The sequence below is a fragment of the Pseudalkalibacillus sp. R45 genome (genome assembly GCF_052246725.1).
GTDB lineage: Bacteria > Bacillota > Bacilli > Bacillales > Fictibacillaceae > Pseudalkalibacillus.
Map to the genome: position 1 here is coordinate 131,811 of NZ_JBQQCL010000007.1, position 17,530 is coordinate 149,340.

20 protein-coding genes and 1 tRNA gene are annotated in these 17,530 nt (G+C 42.7%); 16 read left to right on the forward strand and 5 right to left on the reverse strand.

The window, feature by feature from the left end; translation table 11 throughout:
- Window positions 1-16: 16 nt before the first annotated feature.
- From ACTWQL_RS13895 to ACTWQL_RS13940, 10 genes are all read left to right on the forward strand, one after another.
- The gene (locus ACTWQL_RS13895) at window positions 17-1,009 is read left to right on the forward strand and encodes a thiamine pyrophosphate-dependent dehydrogenase E1 component subunit alpha (protein ID WP_443143029.1); all 993 of its coding nucleotides are present in this window, start codon (window positions 17-19) and stop codon (window positions 1,007-1,009) included.
- A gap of 12 nt (window positions 1,010-1,021) precedes the next feature.
- Complete coding sequence (locus tag ACTWQL_RS13900) at window positions 1,022-2,005, forward strand: alpha-ketoacid dehydrogenase subunit beta (protein WP_443143030.1); 984 nt, start codon at window positions 1,022-1,024, stop codon at window positions 2,003-2,005.
- Window positions 2,006-2,025: 20 nt separating this feature from the next.
- Window positions 2,026-3,360, forward strand: a complete 1,335-nt coding sequence (locus ACTWQL_RS13905) for a dihydrolipoamide acetyltransferase family protein (protein ID WP_443143031.1) — start codon at window positions 2,026-2,028, stop codon at window positions 3,358-3,360.
- A 192-nt stretch (window positions 3,361-3,552) separates the two neighbouring features.
- Window positions 3,553-4,497, forward strand: a complete 945-nt coding sequence (locus ACTWQL_RS13910) for a metal ABC transporter solute-binding protein, Zn/Mn family (RefSeq protein ID WP_443143032.1) — start codon at window positions 3,553-3,555, stop codon at window positions 4,495-4,497.
- 383 nt (window positions 4,498-4,880) lie between these two features.
- On the forward strand, window positions 4,881-5,024 hold the full coding sequence (locus tag ACTWQL_RS13915; RefSeq protein ID WP_443143033.1) for a hypothetical protein: 144 nt from the start codon (window positions 4,881-4,883) through the stop codon (window positions 5,022-5,024).
- Between the two features lie 142 nt (window positions 5,025-5,166).
- The gene (locus ACTWQL_RS13920) at window positions 5,167-5,598 is read left to right on the forward strand and encodes a BrxA/BrxB family bacilliredoxin (RefSeq protein ID WP_443143122.1); all 432 of its coding nucleotides are present in this window, start codon (window positions 5,167-5,169) and stop codon (window positions 5,596-5,598) included.
- A gap of 319 nt (window positions 5,599-5,917) precedes the next feature.
- Complete coding sequence (locus ACTWQL_RS13925; RefSeq protein ID WP_443143034.1) at window positions 5,918-6,058, forward strand: hypothetical protein; 141 nt, start codon at window positions 5,918-5,920, stop codon at window positions 6,056-6,058.
- A 150-nt stretch (window positions 6,059-6,208) separates the two neighbouring features.
- A tRNA-Arg gene (locus ACTWQL_RS13930) sits at window positions 6,209-6,283 on the forward strand.
- A gap of 320 nt (window positions 6,284-6,603) precedes the next feature.
- Window positions 6,604-7,557, forward strand: a complete 954-nt coding sequence (locus ACTWQL_RS13935; RefSeq protein ID WP_443143035.1) for an aromatic acid exporter family protein — start codon at window positions 6,604-6,606, stop codon at window positions 7,555-7,557.
- A gap of 64 nt (window positions 7,558-7,621) precedes the next feature.
- Window positions 7,622-8,137, forward strand: a complete 516-nt coding sequence (locus tag ACTWQL_RS13940) for a L,D-transpeptidase (protein WP_443143036.1) — start codon at window positions 7,622-7,624, stop codon at window positions 8,135-8,137.
- 20 nt (window positions 8,138-8,157) lie between these two features.
- Here the strand turns inward: ACTWQL_RS13940 and ACTWQL_RS13945 are convergent, their stop codons facing one another.
- Window positions 8,158-8,544 carry a 2Fe-2S iron-sulfur cluster-binding protein gene (locus ACTWQL_RS13945; RefSeq protein WP_443143037.1) on the reverse strand — a complete coding sequence of 129 codons (387 nt, stop codon included), beginning with the start codon at window positions 8,542-8,544 and terminating at the stop codon, window positions 8,158-8,160.
- 184 nt (window positions 8,545-8,728) lie between these two features.
- Between ACTWQL_RS13945 and ACTWQL_RS13950 the strand changes: the two genes are divergently transcribed.
- Window positions 8,729-9,199, forward strand: coding sequence for a hypothetical protein (locus tag ACTWQL_RS13950; RefSeq protein WP_443143038.1), 471 nt, complete (start codon window positions 8,729-8,731; stop codon window positions 9,197-9,199).
- Between the two features lie 26 nt (window positions 9,200-9,225).
- Here the strand turns inward: ACTWQL_RS13950 and ACTWQL_RS13955 are convergent, their stop codons facing one another.
- The 3 genes from ACTWQL_RS13955 to prli42 all read right to left on the reverse strand — a co-directional run bounded on the left by ACTWQL_RS13955 (window position 9,226) and on the right by prli42 (window position 10,905).
- A complete protein-coding gene (locus ACTWQL_RS13955) occupies window positions 9,226-10,077 on the reverse strand; it encodes a family 1 encapsulin nanocompartment shell protein (RefSeq protein WP_261129348.1) in 852 nt (283 codons plus the stop codon).
- A 6-nt stretch (window positions 10,078-10,083) separates the two neighbouring features.
- Entirely contained in the window at window positions 10,084-10,698 is a 615-nt protein-coding gene (locus ACTWQL_RS13960; protein WP_443143039.1) for an IMEF encapsulin system ferritin-like cargo protein, read from the reverse strand.
- A gap of 117 nt (window positions 10,699-10,815) precedes the next feature.
- A complete protein-coding gene (prli42, locus tag ACTWQL_RS13965) occupies window positions 10,816-10,905 on the reverse strand; it encodes a stressosome-associated protein Prli42 (protein WP_221565450.1) in 90 nt (29 codons plus the stop codon).
- Between the two features lie 161 nt (window positions 10,906-11,066).
- Between prli42 and ACTWQL_RS13970 the strand changes: the two genes are divergently transcribed.
- The 5 genes from ACTWQL_RS13970 (at window position 11,067) to ACTWQL_RS13990 (ending at window position 17,292) form a co-directional block, all read left to right on the forward strand.
- Window positions 11,067-12,722 carry an acyl-CoA mutase large subunit family protein gene (locus tag ACTWQL_RS13970; RefSeq protein ID WP_443143040.1) on the forward strand — a complete coding sequence of 552 codons (1,656 nt, stop codon included), beginning with the start codon at window positions 11,067-11,069 and terminating at the stop codon, window positions 12,720-12,722.
- A 100-nt stretch (window positions 12,723-12,822) separates the two neighbouring features.
- A complete protein-coding gene (gene mce / locus ACTWQL_RS13975; protein ID WP_443143041.1) occupies window positions 12,823-13,665 on the forward strand; it encodes a methylmalonyl-CoA epimerase in 843 nt (280 codons plus the stop codon).
- A gap of 2 nt (window positions 13,666-13,667) precedes the next feature.
- A complete protein-coding gene (locus ACTWQL_RS13980; protein ID WP_443143042.1) occupies window positions 13,668-15,215 on the forward strand; it encodes an acyl-CoA carboxylase subunit beta in 1,548 nt (515 codons plus the stop codon).
- A 46-nt stretch (window positions 15,216-15,261) separates the two neighbouring features.
- Window positions 15,262-16,392 carry a M20/M25/M40 family metallo-hydrolase gene (locus ACTWQL_RS13985; RefSeq protein WP_443143043.1) on the forward strand — a complete coding sequence of 377 codons (1,131 nt, stop codon included), beginning with the start codon at window positions 15,262-15,264 and terminating at the stop codon, window positions 16,390-16,392.
- Between the two features lie 402 nt (window positions 16,393-16,794).
- Window positions 16,795-17,292: a MarR family winged helix-turn-helix transcriptional regulator gene (locus ACTWQL_RS13990; RefSeq protein ID WP_443143044.1), complete on the forward strand. Its 498-nt coding sequence runs from the start codon at window positions 16,795-16,797 to the stop codon at window positions 17,290-17,292.
- On the opposite strand, the gene ACTWQL_RS13995 is transcribed toward ACTWQL_RS13990, so the two are convergent.
- Window positions 17,289-17,513: a hypothetical protein gene (locus ACTWQL_RS13995; RefSeq protein ID WP_443143045.1), complete on the reverse strand. Its 225-nt coding sequence runs from the start codon at window positions 17,511-17,513 to the stop codon at window positions 17,289-17,291. The genes ACTWQL_RS13990 and ACTWQL_RS13995 overlap by 4 nt on opposite strands.
- Window positions 17,514-17,530: the final 17 nt, after the last annotated feature.

The window sequence follows — 17,530 nt, forward strand, 5'->3', positions numbered from 1 at the left end:
TAAGGAGGGCAATATGATGGCCGAAAATCGTCATGAAAGATTAGGTTTATCTGATGAGCAAGTAATCAAAATGTATGAAACGATGTTAATGGCAAGAAAAATCGATGAAAGAATGTGGCTGTTGAACCGAGCAGGAAAGATTCCTTTCGTCATTTCGTGTCAGGGACAAGAAGCCGCACAAGTAGGTGCAGCGATGGCACTCGACAAAGAAAAGGATTACGCACTCCCTTACTACCGTGATATGGGTGTTGTTCTTTGGTTCGGCATGACTGCACGTGATCTCATGTTATCCGGTTTTGCAAAAGCTGAAGACCCGAACTCAGGCGGACGCCAAATGCCTGGACACTTCGGGCAAAAGAAAAACCACATCGTTACAGGTTCTTCACCAGTAACAACTCAAGTCGGGCATGCGGTAGGAATTGCATTGGCAGGAAAAATGGAAGGGAAAGACCTTGTGACGTTCACTACTTTCGGTGAAGGTTCATCCAACCAGGGGGATTTCCACGAGTCTGCTAACTTTGCGGGAGTACATAAGCTTCCAGTCATTTTCATGTGTGAGAACAATAAGTATGCTATTTCTGTTCCGATCTCTAAGCAGCTTGCTTGTGAAAAAGTATCCGACCGTGCAATCGGTTACGGTATGCCAGGTGTCACTGTAGATGGAAACGATCCATTGGCTGTTTATGAAGCGGTAAAAGAAGCTGCTGAACGCGGCCGTCGTGGTGAAGGTCCTTCCTTGATCGAAACCGTGTCTTACCGTTTGACGCCTCACTCAAGTGATGATGACGACCGTGCATATCGTGAGCGTGAAGAAGTTGAAGAAGCAAAACAAAAAGATTCTCTGATCACCTTCAAAAAGTACCTTGAAGATCTCGGAATCTTGACAGAAGAAAAAGCAAAAGAAATCGCTGAACGCATTGATAAAGAAGTGGATGAGGCTACGGACTATGCTGAGGAAGCACCGTATGCGGAGGCTGAAAGTGCGCTCAAATATGTGTATGCGGAATAGGGGGACGAAAAAATGCCAGTAATTTCATATATAGAAGCTGTAACGCAAGCATTGCGTGAAGAAATGGAACGTGATGACAAAGTATTTGTACTTGGAGAAGACGTTGGGGTTCGTGGCGGTGTTTTCCGCGCAACTGCTGGTCTTTATGAGCAATTTGGAGAAGAACGCGTAATCGATACACCTTTGGCTGAATCTGCGATCGCAGGAGTAGGAATCGGTGCAGCGATGTATGGAATGCGTCCTGTTGCCGAAATGCAATTTGCTGATTTTATCATGCCTGCAGTCAACCAGATTATTTCTGAGGCTGCTAAAATCCGTTATCGTTCAAACAACGATTGGCAATGTCCAATCACAATCCGTGCACCATATGGCGGTGGAGTCCATGGAGCACTTTACCACTCCCAGTCTGTTGAAGCGCTTTTCGCGCATGTTCCAGGTTTAAAGATTGTCATGCCTTCGACTCCTTATGATGTAAAAGGACTGTTGAAAGCTGCGATTCGTGACGACGACCCAGTCCTTTTCTTCGAGCATAAGAGAGCGTATCGACTGATAAAAGGTGAAGTGCCTGAGGATGATTATACACTTCCAATCGGTAAAGCAGATGTGAAGCGTGAAGGAGAAGATATCACAGTCATTACATATGGACTGTCCGTACACTTCGCACTTCAAGCGGCTGAAAAGCTTGAAAAAGACGGAATTTCCGCACATGTCCTTGATCTACGTACGGTTTATCCGCTTGATAAAGAGGCAATCATAGAAGCAGCATCTAAAACAGGGAAAGTCTTGTTGGTGACTGAAGACAATAAAGAAGGAAGCATCATGAGTGAAGTTTCAGCGATCATCGGTGAGCATTGCCTGTTCGATCTCGATGCCCCGATTCAGCGTCTTGCTGGACCTGATGTGCCGGCAATGCCTTATGCACCGACTATGGAAAAATATTTCATGATCAACCCGGATAAAGTCGAAAAAGCTATGCGCGACTTAGCAGAATTTTAATCTCCAAGGAGGGAAACGAAATGGCAACAGAAAAAATATCCATGCCCCAGCTTGGTGAGAGTGTTACAGAAGGAACGATCAGTAAATGGCTCGTTCAAGTTGGAGACGAAGTAAAGAAATACGATCCGATTGCAGAAGTCATGACGGATAAAGTTAACGCTGAAATCCCATCATCTTATACAGGTACAATCAAAGAGCTTGTAGCTGATGAAGGAGATACCATCGAAGTAGGTGAGCTTGTCTGTTACATTGAGACAGAAGGCGGAGCTGGTGCTAAGGATAAAGAAGACGCACCAACAGAAGTTGACCCTGTTGAAGATTCTTCAGCAGAAGAGCAACCTGCTGAAGCTGCTCCTAAAAAGGAAAAGCCGAAGCAGCCTAAAGACGGTAAAGCGCGCTATTCTCCAGCTGTTCTACGATTAGCTCAAGAAAATGATATCGACCTTGAGCAAGTCGAAGGAACTGGACGAGAAGGAAGGATCACACGTAAGGATCTTCAAAAGCTGATTGAGTCAGGTGACATCCCGAAAGCTGGTGATAAACCGAAGGAAGAAGCAGCTCCAGCACCTGAAAAAGCGCCAGAACCGACACAAGCTCCAGCAGCTGCAGCATCCAAACCAGCATCCAAACCGATGAACATCCCAGTTGAAGAAGGCGATGTTGAAATTCCAGTAAGTGGTGTGCGCCGTGCGATTGCTGATAATATGGTACGAAGCAAACATGAAGCACCTCACGCGTGGATGATGATGGAAGTAGACGTAACGAACCTCGTGGAATATCGTAACAGTGTAAAAGGCGACTTCAAGCAAAAAGAAGGATACAACATCACTTTCCTTCCATTCTTTATCAAAGCAGTCGTGGAAGCACTCAAGGAATTCCCGATGATCAACTCGATGTGGGCTGGCGATAAGATCGTCCAGAAGAAAGCGATCAACATTTCCATCGCTGTCGCAACTGAAGATTCCCTTTTCGTCCCTGTCATCAAGAATGCAGATGAGAAGAGTCTGAAAGGTATCGCGAAGGACGTTAATGAGCTTGCTTCTAAAGTCCGCAACGGCAAGCTTTCCCGAGACGATATGAAAGGTGGAACTTTCACTGTCAACAACACAGGTTCATTCGGTTCGATCCAATCAACACCGATCATCAACTATCCTCAAGCGGCGATTCTTTCTGTAGAATCGATTGTGAAGCGTCCGGTTGTGATGGATAACGGTATGATCGCAGTACGTGATATGGTTAACCTTTGTATGTCACTCGACCATCGTGTGCTTGATGGATTGGTTTGCGGGAGATTCCTATCACGTGTCAAGGAAATCGTCGAAAACACAAGTAAAGAAAATACATCGATCTATTAAAAAATAGAGAGAAAACGTGCTGATCGCAGCACGTTTTCTTTTTCAATTACGGGCATCCTGATGTAAGAATGAGAACAATTCTAGTTTTTAATACTATAAATATAATAAAAATTGTTGAAAATCGTAATGGTTACGATATAATAAATAGTGCTCTGAAAATAAATCGGAATCATTACGAAAGGAGCGGCAGCAGTGCGAATACTCACATTTTTACTCATGTTCGCCTTCATCATTTCAGGATGCGGCCAAAATGATTCAAACATAGAAGGCGAAAAGGGTACTGATTTTATAATTTATACGTCCATTTATCCTTTACAATATTTTGCGGAAAGAATCGGGGGGGATTCCGTAAACGTAGAGTCCATCATCCCTCCAGGCACAGATGGTCACACATATGAACCGACGACGAAAGAACTGATCAATATTTCTAAAGCAGATCTGCTCATCTATAATGGTGCTGGTTTCGAGGGGTTCGTCGGAAAGGCGAAAAAATCTTTAAAAAGCCAGGATGTTACCTTTTTGAATGCATCAGCTCATATTACCGAGGATGAAACAGAACACGAAGACGGTCATGAGGATGAACATCACGAGCACGATGATCATGAACATGGAGAGATCGATCCTCACCTATGGCTCGATCCTGTCTATGCAATCGAGATGGCTCATATGATAAAAGATGAAATGATCAAGCAACAACCAGACAACAAAGAAGCATACGAAGCAAATTTTAAGGCGTTGAAAAGTGACCTGGAGGAACTTGATCAGGAATTCAAGGAGCTTGCTGAAAACGCGCAACGCAAAGAGTTCATCGTTGCACATAATGCTTACGGAAACTGGGAAGAGAGATATGGTTTCAAACAAATATCTGTAGCAGGTACATCGCCTTCACATGAACCTTCACAAAAAGAAGCGCAAGCAATAATCGACTTTGCCAAGGAAAACGATGTTCCTTATATCATATTCGAAAAAAACATTACCTCAAGTGTTGCGAAGATGATTCAGAAAGAAGTGGACGCGGAGGCATTATACTTGAGCAATCTGGAGTCACTTACTGAAGAACAGATGGATCAAAATGAAGATTACATTAGTGTCATGGAAGAAAATTTGGCCACATTAAAAAAAGCCTTGAACAAATAAAAATTTATGGAAAAAAGTTTTAAATATTGGGAACGGGGTAAATAAATAGTACAACACCTCTATACCCCCTAACCCCCTTTCTAAAGTGAGCCTAGTGCTTGCTTTTTTTTTTGCTGTATTCGCAAACTTTGTTGCTCTTGCACTTAAAGAAAGTATAAAATACTTTCTTCAGTATAAGGGCAACTAAGGCTCGACCTACAAAAGGCATGGTCTCGCCAAGTTTTCTTTAAAAGTTGTTGATTTCCGTTCCAGGATGCTCGCTTTCCGCGGGGCGTGTGGTGAGCTCACTCGTCGCCTTGCGACATGGGGAGTCTCCTTATCAAGGAAGCATTTGTGCTCCTGCCTCTACAAGAAAGTCCTGTCGAAGCGAGCTTCCTCGTCGCATGCCTTGCGAGGAGATTATTCAGGTAGTAGGCACGCTGATCCCACAGGACAAGGAAAACTTCGGCAGAGTTACATCGCACGAAGAAAATGCGATTTTCATTTTCGAGGAGTGTCGCACCTTGCTCTCCAATCAAATTGCATAAGGGGGTTTTTTTAAAATAACTCAAAAGCAACAATCTTTTAGAAATAGCTTTTTTTGCTGTTCAGGGAATCTGGAAATTTGCGATACACCCTTCCTTTCGAATAAAATAGTAGGTAACAGGTTACGGAAGGGTGTGGATGGTATTGAATATGAATTTCAACATGTTCATGAATGATGTGGTTGTGACTGCACGTAATGAAGCGAAAGAAGCAGGATTTGCTGAATTGACGACCCCTGAAGAGGTAGAAGCGGCATTTGGTAAAGAAGGTACGACCCTGGTACTGGTGAACTCCGTATGTGGTTGTGCAGGAGGAATAGCAAGACCTGCTGCTGGTTACGCCTTGCATAAAAGTGATGTTAAACCCGATCATGCAGTGACGGTATTTGCTGGCCAAGATAAGCCTGCGACTGAAAAAGCGAGATCCTACTTTACAGGATATCCTCCGTCATCGCCATCATTTGCATTGCTGAAGGATGGAAAATTGATGGCGATGGTTGAGCGTCATGAAATTGAAGGATCTGAACCGATCGAAGTAGTTCACAAATTACAAGATGCATTCAAAGAACATTGTTAAGATACGTGTCACCGGCATTTGTCCGGTGGCATTTCCTTTTAATCTTAGGATGTTTTCGCAAACTTTGTTGCTCTTGCACTTAAAGAAAGTATAAAATACTTTCTTCAGTATAAGGGCAACTAAGGCTCGACCTACAACAGGCTTGGTCTCGCCAAGTTTTCTTTAAAAGTGGTTGATTTCCGCTCCAGGACGCTCGCTTTCCGCGGGGCGTGCGGTGAACCCACTCGTCGCCTTGCGACCTCAGGAGTCTCCTTTTCAAGGAAGCATTTGTGCTCCTTCGTCTACAAGAAAGTCCTGTCGATGCGAGCTTCCTCGTCGCATGCCTTTCGAGGAGATTATTCAGGTAGTAGGCACGCTGATCCCGCAGGACAAGGAAAGCTTCGGCAGCGTTACATCGTACGAAGAAAATGCAATTTTCATTTTCGAGGAGTCTCGCACCTTGTTCTCCAATCAACTTTAACAAGATGAGTTTTTAAAAATGACTCAAAAGCAATAATCTTTTAGAAAAGAAATTAATCTTAAAAGGATTGTTTGCCTGGCAAAGTCTCATTATCTGAATCTTGACAGTGATGGCGATATGCCGTAAACTAAAGTCCTGTCCAAAATAAATGCGTCCATAGTGAAATGGATATCACACGAGATTTCGGCTCTCGTATTCTGGGTTCGAATCCTGGTGGGCGCGCCATACTACTTTATAAAACCGGCGGAAGCGGGTTTTTTTGCTTTTTTAGAGCTTTGATTCACATTGCCCTTTCGCACGACATTTTACGAATTGCGTCGTTTGGCCGATAGAAAGTAAACGAACATACCGCCTCGATGTGAATTCCTTCCATCCTTGAAAATCACATGTCTGCTTCGATTTTCACTACATAGGGTGTCTTTATTTCACGAAAACTAGGGGTATGGTTTACAATAGGATATGATTCTGGAACCAGTTCTTATTCAATAGTAGGTCTCCACACATCTAATAAAATCAACATCTACAGAATGAAAGGAGGCAATGCCATGTCATTTCCGATTGGCTATCGTACATTGAAAACTGCGATTGCTGCACCATTGGCTATTTTAATCGCCCAGGCTTTCCAGCTAGAATTTTACATATCAGCGGGTATACTTGCGGTTCTCTGTATCAAAGTGACGAAAAAGAAATCAATCGTCAGTTCATGGGAACGATTTGCGGCATGCTTGATCGGCATTGGTTTTGCATTCCTCTTTTTTGAAGGAATCGCCTATCATCCGCTCGTGCTCGGACTGCTACTATTAGCTTTTATACCAACTCTTGTGGCACTCAAATTGAAGGAAGGTGTGATAACAAGCGCGGTCATCATCCTTCATTTCCTGATGATCAAGGATTTTTCTGTTTCGATCGTACTTAACGAACTTGCCATCATCATTATCGGTATCGGAATGGCGCTTGTGATGAACCTGTATATGCCGAGTATGGAATTTCAATTGAAAAAGTATCAAGACGATGTGGAAAAGAATTTTGAAACGATCCTCAAAGAATTCTCGAGGTTTCTGAGAGAAGGGGAAAGCGATTGGGATGGAAAAGAGATCGTGACTGTGGACAGGCTGATTAAAGAGGCGAAAAGTCTCGCTTTCCGTGATGTCGAAAACCATCTGACAAGGCATGAGAACCAATACTATAACTATTTTAAAATGAGGGAAAAGCAGTACGAGATCCTCGGTCGGGTGATGCCGGTCATTACATCACTAGATCATACCTACGTCCAAAGCTTCCGGATAGCAGATTTCCTTGATGATTTAGCTGACGCAATCCACCCTGGGAATACGGCACAAAGATTCCTTGATGAGCTTGAAAGAATGAGGACGACCTTTCGCAACATGGACCTTCCTAAGGATCGGGATGAGTTTGAAACCAGGTCCTCACTCCATTATTTTTTACTTGAAATGGAACAATACTTGATTTTGAAGAGATATTTTAAAGCTAGAGATTAGTGATTAATCCAGTCATCCTCTTGGCAAACTAATGAAGAAAAGTTTGACGAGGGAGGATCATGGTATGGGACAACTATCACTATTTCTAGCTTCTTTTATTTTCATGATTTCACCGATTTGGCCGCTCGGAGAAAACCCTTTGCCTGGGGACCCTTATGTTATCGTCAATAAAGCCAATAATACCTTTGCTTATATCAGCGAGGGAGAAATCGATAAAACGGGGCGTGTCGCTACAGGAAAATCCAAGGATTTGACACCTGAAGGAGAATTCAACATCATCGTTAAAGCTGTCGATCCTTATTATCGCAAAAAGGACATTCCAGGCGGGGATCCAGATAATCCTCTAGGATCACGGTGGATCGGGTTTGATGCAAAAGATACTGATGGAAGGACGTATGGTCTTCATGGAACAAATACACCAAAAGCGATCGGCCATTTTATCACAGCCGGCTGTGTCCGTTTTTATGAGGATGATATCATATGGTTGTATGATCATGTCCCTTTGGGCACCAAAGTCCTGATCGTCGATACGAAAAAGCCGTTTGAACAAATCGCAAAAGAAGAACACATTTTAGAATAGAAATCATCCACTCGATAATCTTATTTAAGGCGAGTCTGGCATGCAAGTCGGAATCCTTGATTGATTAAATTATCAAGTTTCTCTTTTTCCTGATCATTAGGCTCGGTAAGTATGGTCTTTCCTTTCAATAGCTGGACTTTGCATCTGCCGCATGTCCCTTTTTTACATTTGAAATCAAGCTCATTGCCTTGCTGTAGTGCGGAGTCAAGTAGTGTCATGTCTTTATCTGGTCGAACCGAATATGCTGATCCATTTTGGATAAAATATAGAGTAGGTACCGGATGGTTTTCGTGAGGTTCCGCCACATTGGACGAAGCCTTTTCAGCTTTTTGAGGAGCATCATTTTCACTTGCAGCCGCAGGGGCGGATTGTGACTTTAAGGAACCAACGGTCAAAGCCTTTTTCATGATAAAGGGATCCTCCTTTTTTTCTTTGTAGCGTTTAGTCGCGACAAGACCCTAGAAAAGGGTATGAATTTTCGCAAAAAGAAACAATTATAAAATGTTATTGACTTGAGAATGATTTTCACTTAAAATGAGAATAAATATCGTTGAGAATGATTATCATAATTACTGATAGGAGGCTTTTCAAATGGGATACGATGTAAATGGCTTCACTGACATGCATACACTTTTGACGAACGAGCGAAAAATTGGTGGAGCAATTGAAGCAAGTCGTATACGTTTGAGTACTGGTGAAGAATTTACATATCCAGTCATTACGAACATTGATTTTTCTGGTTCCACATTCTATTCGATTGGATTCATTACCGATGACGGTGAAAAATACATTGTCAACGTAAAAGATATCAGTATGATGGCGTCTTGTCGCCACTGTCCGATTCAAGAATTGAAAAACAATCACTATAAAGAGCTTAAAACCAGTCAACGTCTCGACTATCTGAAACGGTTATGTGAAATCAATGAAGGTGCTTGTACACCAATATTTGAAGAAGAGGTCGCTGCAATCATCAATGATATCGGTGAAGACGTAATCGAACAAGAAGCAGAACTGACACATTTGAAAAAGCAGCCACTTAAAAATACATTCAAAATCGCTTAGAAAAAAGTAGAATCCCATTCAGGATTCTACTTTTTTGTTGGTGCATCAAGTGTACAGATTGCTGACGGACGCTTGATCCGAAGAACTGAGCTTTCATACACACGGAATAAATAGTTCATATGTTCAGTATCCATGAAGGCTGAATCGAAATCTTCAGCAATTGCGAGATCCAGGTTTTCACGGCCTGTAGCGACCAGGACACCAGAATCTTCTTTTATGACAGGTGATTGGTAAATCCCATCCGTTACAAGCTCCCGGATGTGTTCAATCTCGAGTACATGTGTCCCTTCATGCACACGGTGAATCAATGCATAGAGGGAAGGGGAGAGAACTAAAGCATAGGGTCCGCTATGCCCCATTTTAAGAAGTTTGTTTCGTGCTTCTACGATATCCGTGAATGCATTACCTGATTTCATCCAATCCTCACGAATGTGGGTCAACCTTCCTTTTACATTCATCAAGCCTTCTATATCAAACTTTTTCGCCCCATTGAAAATCATGTCATCTTCTAGAAGGGCCGACTGGGCAGCAGCATTAGCGGCAGCAGAGAAATCGACTGGGATATCGAGCGTTTTCGCTTGTTCAATATCACGCCAGTAGAGGATAAAATCTTTATACAGTAAAGGAATGGTGAGGTTCACACGTTTCGTTGGTTCAGATAGCTGGAGGTTTTCACCATGATAGCCCATCGATCCAAGTTCTTTCTCTTCATATACATCATTGGTGACTGTTTGCACACCTTGACCAAGTGGACCATAAATATCGATGAAACGTCTCCCGATCAGTTGTCTTTTGATACTGTCCATGATTGTGGAATCCAACTGCTGCCAATCACGATCACTTAATGGAGAATCTGCAAATACGTCAACTTTGTTCATAATTATTTACCTCCCTTTAAGGCTTCCGACTGTAAGTCCTTTTTTGTAGCGTCTTCCTTTTTCAGGCTCAGGCTCTGTTATAGCGTTTAAATTTTGATCTGAAGTTTGGGATGTGTACAGATCCACTTTCACGTGACCTGCTTTGCCTTCCTTTTCATCTGTTGGAATCGATGCTGCTGTACTTACGACCCCTTCAAACTGATCATTCAAGTCATCCAACATTGTTTTGATGGTTTGGTAATCTTCATTGGTCATGTCCCGCAAGCTTTGCAGACTTGATTCGTGTTCTGTATCTTTAAACTGAAATAATGCGAGATCCAAATGCTCTAAGAAATTATGAAGACCGAATTTTTCAAGGCTGATATCCTGTAGGACTCTTACGAATTCATGATTTGAAGGATGGGAAGTCTCAGGATTATTGATGAAATGATCGAGCTTTGGGTTCAACATTGTCAATCGATCCTGACGATGTTCTTCTTCTTCATAAATGTGATGGAAATAGAGCCTTTCATGTTCGTCTTTAGCATTTTCAATTGTTGGTTCAAGGATACCCATGAAAACGTTCAAAGCATCCTCAGTTCTGGAAAAAATGTTTTTCAATTCCTGGAATTGTTCTGACATCACATCACACGCTCCTTTCTGTCTGACTTCTCCATTTTCAATCATCATTGCCGATTGAAACGCCTTTTATCCTCTTTAAGCTTGTCGAGACTTGCTTAGCCTTCCAAGCGATCAAGGTTAAAACATGAATGCAACATTTGCGAGAAGTGAAATGCACATGGCGATGATCATCAGATAAATCATGATTTTCATCCATTTGTTACGCATTACGATTACCTCCTAAGATTCTTACATCTTATTGTACAGAGAAAAGTTTGGCGGTACAAGCGCAAAGCGTGTCGAGTTTTTTCGAGAAAATGCAGGAGTTAACCGCTTTCATAGAGAAGTGAAGTAGGTGGTAAACATGTATGCAAAAGGAGGCTTCTAGAATGGAACATGAAAAAGGGTTTGAGCAAGCTTACAAAGAGTGGCAAGAAACAACAAAAAAGTTGATGAATCGATTTCCAGAACGTAAGGAAGCGTTCAAGACTTCATCCAGTATCGATATTGAAAGACTATACCTTCCAGAACAGTTAGATTCAACATATATGGAGAAACTCGGCCTGCCGGGTCAATATCCTTTTACAAGAGGGATCCAACCAACAATGTACCGTGCGAGACATTGGACGATGCGTCAGTATGCAGGTTTCGGGTCTGCAGAAGAAACGAACAAGCGGTTCCGTTACCTTCTGGATCAAGGACAAACTGGATTATCTGTAGCATTCGATCTTCCTACTCAGATCGGGTACGATTCAGACCACGCCATGTCAAGAGGAGAGGTTGGAAAAGTCGGGGTTGCTATCGACTCTCTAGAAGACATGGAAGCATTATTGAAAGATATTCCGTTGGAAAAAGTAAGTACGTCAATGACAATCAATGCCCCGGCAGCTGTCCTATTGGCAATGTACATCGTAGTAGCAGAAAAACAAGGAGTATCTCCAGAGAAAATTTCTGGAACCATTCAGAATGATATATTGAAAGAATACATCGCGAGAGGGACGTATATATTTCCACCGAAGCCATCAATGCGCTTGATTACAGATATTTTCGCATACTGTGCTGAAAATGTACCTCGATGGAACACAATCAGCATCTCGGGTTATCACATACGTGAGGCTGGTGCAACAGCAGCACAGGAATTAGCTTTCACAATTGCGAATGGAAAAGCATATGTTGAAGCTGCTCTAGAAGCTGGTCTTGATATCGATCAGTTTGCACCTCGTCTAGCTTTCTTTTTTAATGCGCATAATGAGTTTTTTGAAGAAATTGCTAAATTCAGAGCGGCACGGAGAATGTGGGCAAATATCATGAAAGAAACGTATCAGGCAAAGAATCCGAAGAGCTGGCAACTTCGGTTCCATACTCAAACCGGCGGTTCAACATTGACAGCCCAGCAGCCAGACAACAATGTTGTCCGTGTAACAGTACAAGCACTTTCCGCAATATTGGGAGGAACGCAAAGCTTGCATACCAATTCACGTGACGAAGCACTGGCCCTTCCGACAGAAGAATCTGCTAGAATTGCTTTACGGACACAGCAGATTCTTGCCAATGAAAATGGTGTAGCGGATACAGTTGATCCACTTGCAGGTTCTTATTATGTAGAATCCCTGACAGATGAACTTGAAAACGAAGCGAATCTTTATCTGGAAAAAATCAAAGAACTCGGCGGTGCTGTCTCAGCTGTCGAACAGGGATACATGCAGCGAGAAATTCATCACACCGCATATGAAACACAAAAAGCGATTGAAAAAGGAGAGCAGATCGTCGTTGGTATGAATGCATATCAATTGGATGACGAGCCAAAACCGGAATTGCATCGATTGGATCCTGAATTGAGCGCGAACCAGGTAAGGAAGCTAGGCGAAGTACGGAGTAATAGAAATCAACAACGAGCGAGCGCTCAGTTAGATGAATTGCATAAAGCAGCCCAAGCTTCTGAAAACCTTATGCCTCATATCGTTGAATGTGTCCGTTCCTATTGTACAATTGGAGAAATATGTGGCGTGCTTCGTGAAGAATTCGGTGAATTTACAGGTATTTAATTTTATGTTTTACCAGTCCTTTAATAGAGCCTAAAGAATTATACAACTGTGACTAAACCTGCCTGACTGACATCCTGGCAGGTATACGGAGGTAGTGGAGATGAAAAAGAAAATACGTGTTTTGATTGCAAAACCAGGTCTTGATGGTCACGATCGCGGAGCATTGATCATATCTCAAGCACTGCGTGACTATGGGATGGAGGTCATTTATACAGGTCTAAGACAAACACCTGAACAAATCGTCGCCTCAGCGATACAAGAGGATGTTGATGCAATCGGTTTGTCCTGCCTATCCGGTGCCCACAATGATCTTTTTCCTGAGATTGTGAAAGGATTGAAAGGTCAAGGTGCTGATGATATCATCGTCATCGGTGGAGGGGTGATCCCTTGGGAAGACATTCCGTTTTTAGAGGAGCAAGGCATAAAGAAAATCTTTACACCAGGAACCCCGTCAATCGAAACCGCAAAATATATTGAAAAAGTTGTATACCAGCGTGATGGGATTTCAGTGGAAACCCCAGTGAATATCGTCCAAAAAATCGATCACATTGGTATTGCAGTAGAATCTCTTGATGAATCATTGCCTTTTTATTTAGATATACTACAGCTAAAATTAGAAGGCATTGAAGAAGTTTCTTCAGAAGCGGTGAAGGTAGCGTTTGTAAATGCCGGAAACGTCAAGCTCGAGCTGTTGGAACCGACTTCCGAATCAAGCCCGATCCGATCGTTTTTAGAAAAGCGTGGCTCGGGAATCCACCACGTTGCATTAGGTGTAGTGAACATAAAAGACCGCATTGAGGAAATTAAACAGAAGGGGATTCAGATGATTCATGATACACCTAAACCGGGAGCAGGAGGCGCCTCGATTGCTTTTATGCATCCAAAATCAACAAATGGTGTACTTTATGAATTATGTGAGAAACCATCGAAGGAGCGTTTGTAGGAATGGACATCTATGATAAAATCAATGAACTTTATGATCGACGCCGCCAGGTTGAAATGGGGGGCGGTGATGAACGGATCGAAAAGCAGCATGAAAAAGGGAAGCTTACTGCAAGGGAACGGATCGATCTACTTCTAGATAAAGACAGCTTTGTGGAAATTAATGCATTCATCGAACACCGCAGCTCTGATTTCGGTATGGATAAAAATCACGCACCGGGTGAGGGAGTTGTCACTGGATATGGAACCATCCATGGCAGACCTGTTTATTTGTTCGCCCAGGATTTCACCGTTTTCGGTGGAGCCTTAGGAGAAATGCATGCTCAAAAGATTGCAAAGGTGATGGATTTAGCTGCAGAAAATGGAGCCCCTTTCATCGGTCTAAATGATTCAGGTGGTGCGCGGATCCAGGAAGGTGTCGTTTCTCTTGATGGTTATGGCCAGATCTTTTATCGAAATTCGATTTACTCCGGGGTCATCCCGCAGATTTCTGTCATTTTAGGCCCTTGTGCAGGCGGTGCTGTCTATTCACCTGCCATCACGGATTTCGTGTTCATGGTTGAGAAGACAAGCCAAATGTTCATAACAGGACCGAAAGTCATCGAGACCGTTACTGGTGAAAAAATCAGTTCAGAAGACTTGGGCGGAGCAAAGGTACATGGTACGAAAAGCGGAAATGCCCACTTTACTGCACCGACAGAACAAGAAGTGTTAGAAGAAGTCCGTCACCTGCTCGAATACTTACCGCAAAATAGTGAAGAGCGCCCTGAACCGAAGCAAGTCGAGAGTGAATCCGATTATCGGGAAAACCTTGCGGATGTCGTACCTTTTGAAACGATTCGCCCTTATGATGTAAGAAATGTTATCCTAGAGGTTGTGGATGAAGATTCATTCATGGAAGTACACAAGGATTTTGCCAAGAATATCGTGGTCGGATTCGGCAGAATAAACGGTGAAGCCATCGGATTGATTTGTAATCAGCCTAAAGTAATGGCTGGCGGTTTGGATATCGATTCATCTGATAAAGTAGCTCGGTTCATCCGGTTCTGTGATAGTTTCAATATCCCTTTGATTACATTTGAGGATGTTACAGGGTTTTTCCCTGGCATCAAACAGGAGCATGGGGGTATTATAAGGCATGGCGCTAAAATCTTGTATGCTTATTCAGAGGCAACCGTCCCCAAGATTACTGTCATAACACGAAAAGCATACGGTGGAGCCTATGTTGCACTCAACAGTAAGTCAATCGGAGCGGATCTCGTGTTCGCCTGGCCAAACGCTGAAATTGCCGTGATGGGACCCGAAGGAGCGGCTAATATCATTTTTGCACGGGAAATCAACAATAGTGAAAACCCGGAACAGATGAGACAGGAAAAAATTGCGGAATACCGCGAGAAGTTTGCGAATCCTTACGTTGCTGCAGCCAGAGGAATGGTCGATGATGTCATCGATCCTAGAGACACACGGATCAAGTTAACTCAGGCATTACATATGCTGCGCAACAAAACAGTGAACCGTCCTTATAAAAAGCACGGAAACATCCCATTATAATGCTATCTCATTTTTATAGATCGGCTAGATAAGAAAGGAGAATACAATGATCAATCAAGACAGAATCGTTGAAGAGTTTCTGGAATTGGTCCAAATCGACTCGGAAACAAAACATGAAGAAAAAATCTCAAAGGTTCTCAACCAGAAATTTTCGGATTTGGGTTTAGAAGTGTTTGAAGATGACGCTAAAGAAAAAACAGGTCATGGTGCAGGGAATCTCATTTGCACATTGCCGGCGACGAATGATAATGCCGACTCGATCTATTTCACTTCCCACATGGACACAGTTCTTCCAGGAAAGGGAGTTAAGCCATCCATTGAAGATGGTTATATCAAAAGCGATGGGACTACGATCCTTGGAGCTGATGACAAGGCAGGGTTGGCAGCAATGTTCGAGGCAGTCAAAGTCCTCAAGGAGCAAAACATCCCTCATGGTAAAATCCAGTTCGTCATTACTGTAGGTGAGGAATCAGGCCTAGTTGGGGCTAAGGAGCTTGATCCGGCACATGTAGATGCACAGTACGGCTTTGCTCTCGATTCAGACGGTAAGGTTGGGAACATAATTGTAGCAGCACCGACTCAAGCAAAAATAAAGGCTGCTATCAAGGGAAAGACAGCGCATGCAGGTGTTGCACCTGAAAAAGGTGTTTCAGCAATCACGATTGCAGCTAAGGCGATTGCGAAGATGCCTCTTGGTCGGATTGATGAAGAAACGACTGCGAACATTGGTCGATTTGAAGGCGGTGCAGGAACGAATACGAATATCGTCATCGATCATGTCGATATTTTGGCTGAAGCAAGATCATTAATACCTGAAAAAATGGAAGCACAGGTACAGAAGATGAAGGAAGCATTTGAAAGTACAGCTGAAGCAATGGGTGGTAAAGCCGATGTTGAAATCAAGGTCATGTATCCAGGATTCAAATTCGATCATGGTGACCATGTAGTGGAAGTCGCGAAACAAGCTGTTGAAAAGATCGGAAGAAAACCTGAGCTTCAACAAAGTGGTGGAGGCAGTGACGCCAATATCATAGCTGGATTCGGTATTCCAACAGTCAACTTAGCTGTAGGTTATGAAGAAATTCATACTACCAATGAACGTATGCCGATCGAAGAGCTTGTCAAAACGTCGGAACTTGTAGTAAGAATCATAGAAGAAGTTGGAACTGCCAAGTAATCAAATTGATACATGGTTGACCTGGTGAAGTTGGACTTCATTTGGTCAACTTCTTTTTTCCCTTAAAGAAAGTATAAAAAACTTTCTTCAGTATAAGGGCAACTAAAGCTCAGCCTGCGCCAAAAGCTCAGCCTACGCCAAAGGCTTGGCTTTACCAAGTATTCTTTATCAGCTCCTGAAGTATGAAATGGGGTACTTTAGGGGTGGCTGAATCGGCACCAGTTTACTTTCTCCTAGTTAACTGCTTATTTTATATCCTTCCATGGTTCTAGGCAAATACAGGTCCTAGGTATCGAATTTTGTTAGATAAGCATTGAAAGGTGTCGACTCTTACAATATATGTTAATATTAAACTACCTTTTAATGCCTATTAAATAGAATAGAGAAAGCGAGGCGTTGGTAGTGAATTTAGCTAATCTACATATCATGATGAACTATCTGAGAGGAACCTACAAAGTACTGGAAGAAGAGTGGCAGAAATCAGCAAGAAGCATTGGGCTTACCCAGGCTGAACAGCACGTACTATGGATCGTACAATTAGAGAAAGAAGCGACGATAACGAAAATCGCTACGATTGGATTGTGGGATGTTTCTACTGTCATGCAAGTCATTACACGTCTCAAGCAAAAAGGCTTCATCACCCTAACTAAAAAGAGTTCAGACCGCAGGGTGTCATACGCTGTTTTGACAGAAAAAGGAAAAGAAAAATACGAAGAATCCAAACAATTTTCCTATAAATTGTTTGAGTATCTAGAAAGCTTTGGGGAAAACTCAAATGAAAACAGACAGTTTGTAGAAAACTTGGTGAAATTTCACCGGGAGTTGAATCAACATTTCCATGGGAGTGAGTTCATCGATTGGACAGAACAGACTGCTAAAACGATGAATAAAGGTAGTTAGTGGCAACTGTGGAACATTCGGAGGTTTGATTCTTCGCTGTAATAACCACTGAATTCCATTGATTCGATGATCAATTCTACTGAGACACCAATGTGTATAGAAAGCTCAAAAATCGTGGGGGAGCGCTGATTTATGCTCCTCAGTTGTTCTAAAGAGTCCAGGACCTTCAATTGAACAGCTGGGTAAGGGGTACATGAATAATGTCGAATTCGATTGTACATGAAAATTACCTCCCTCC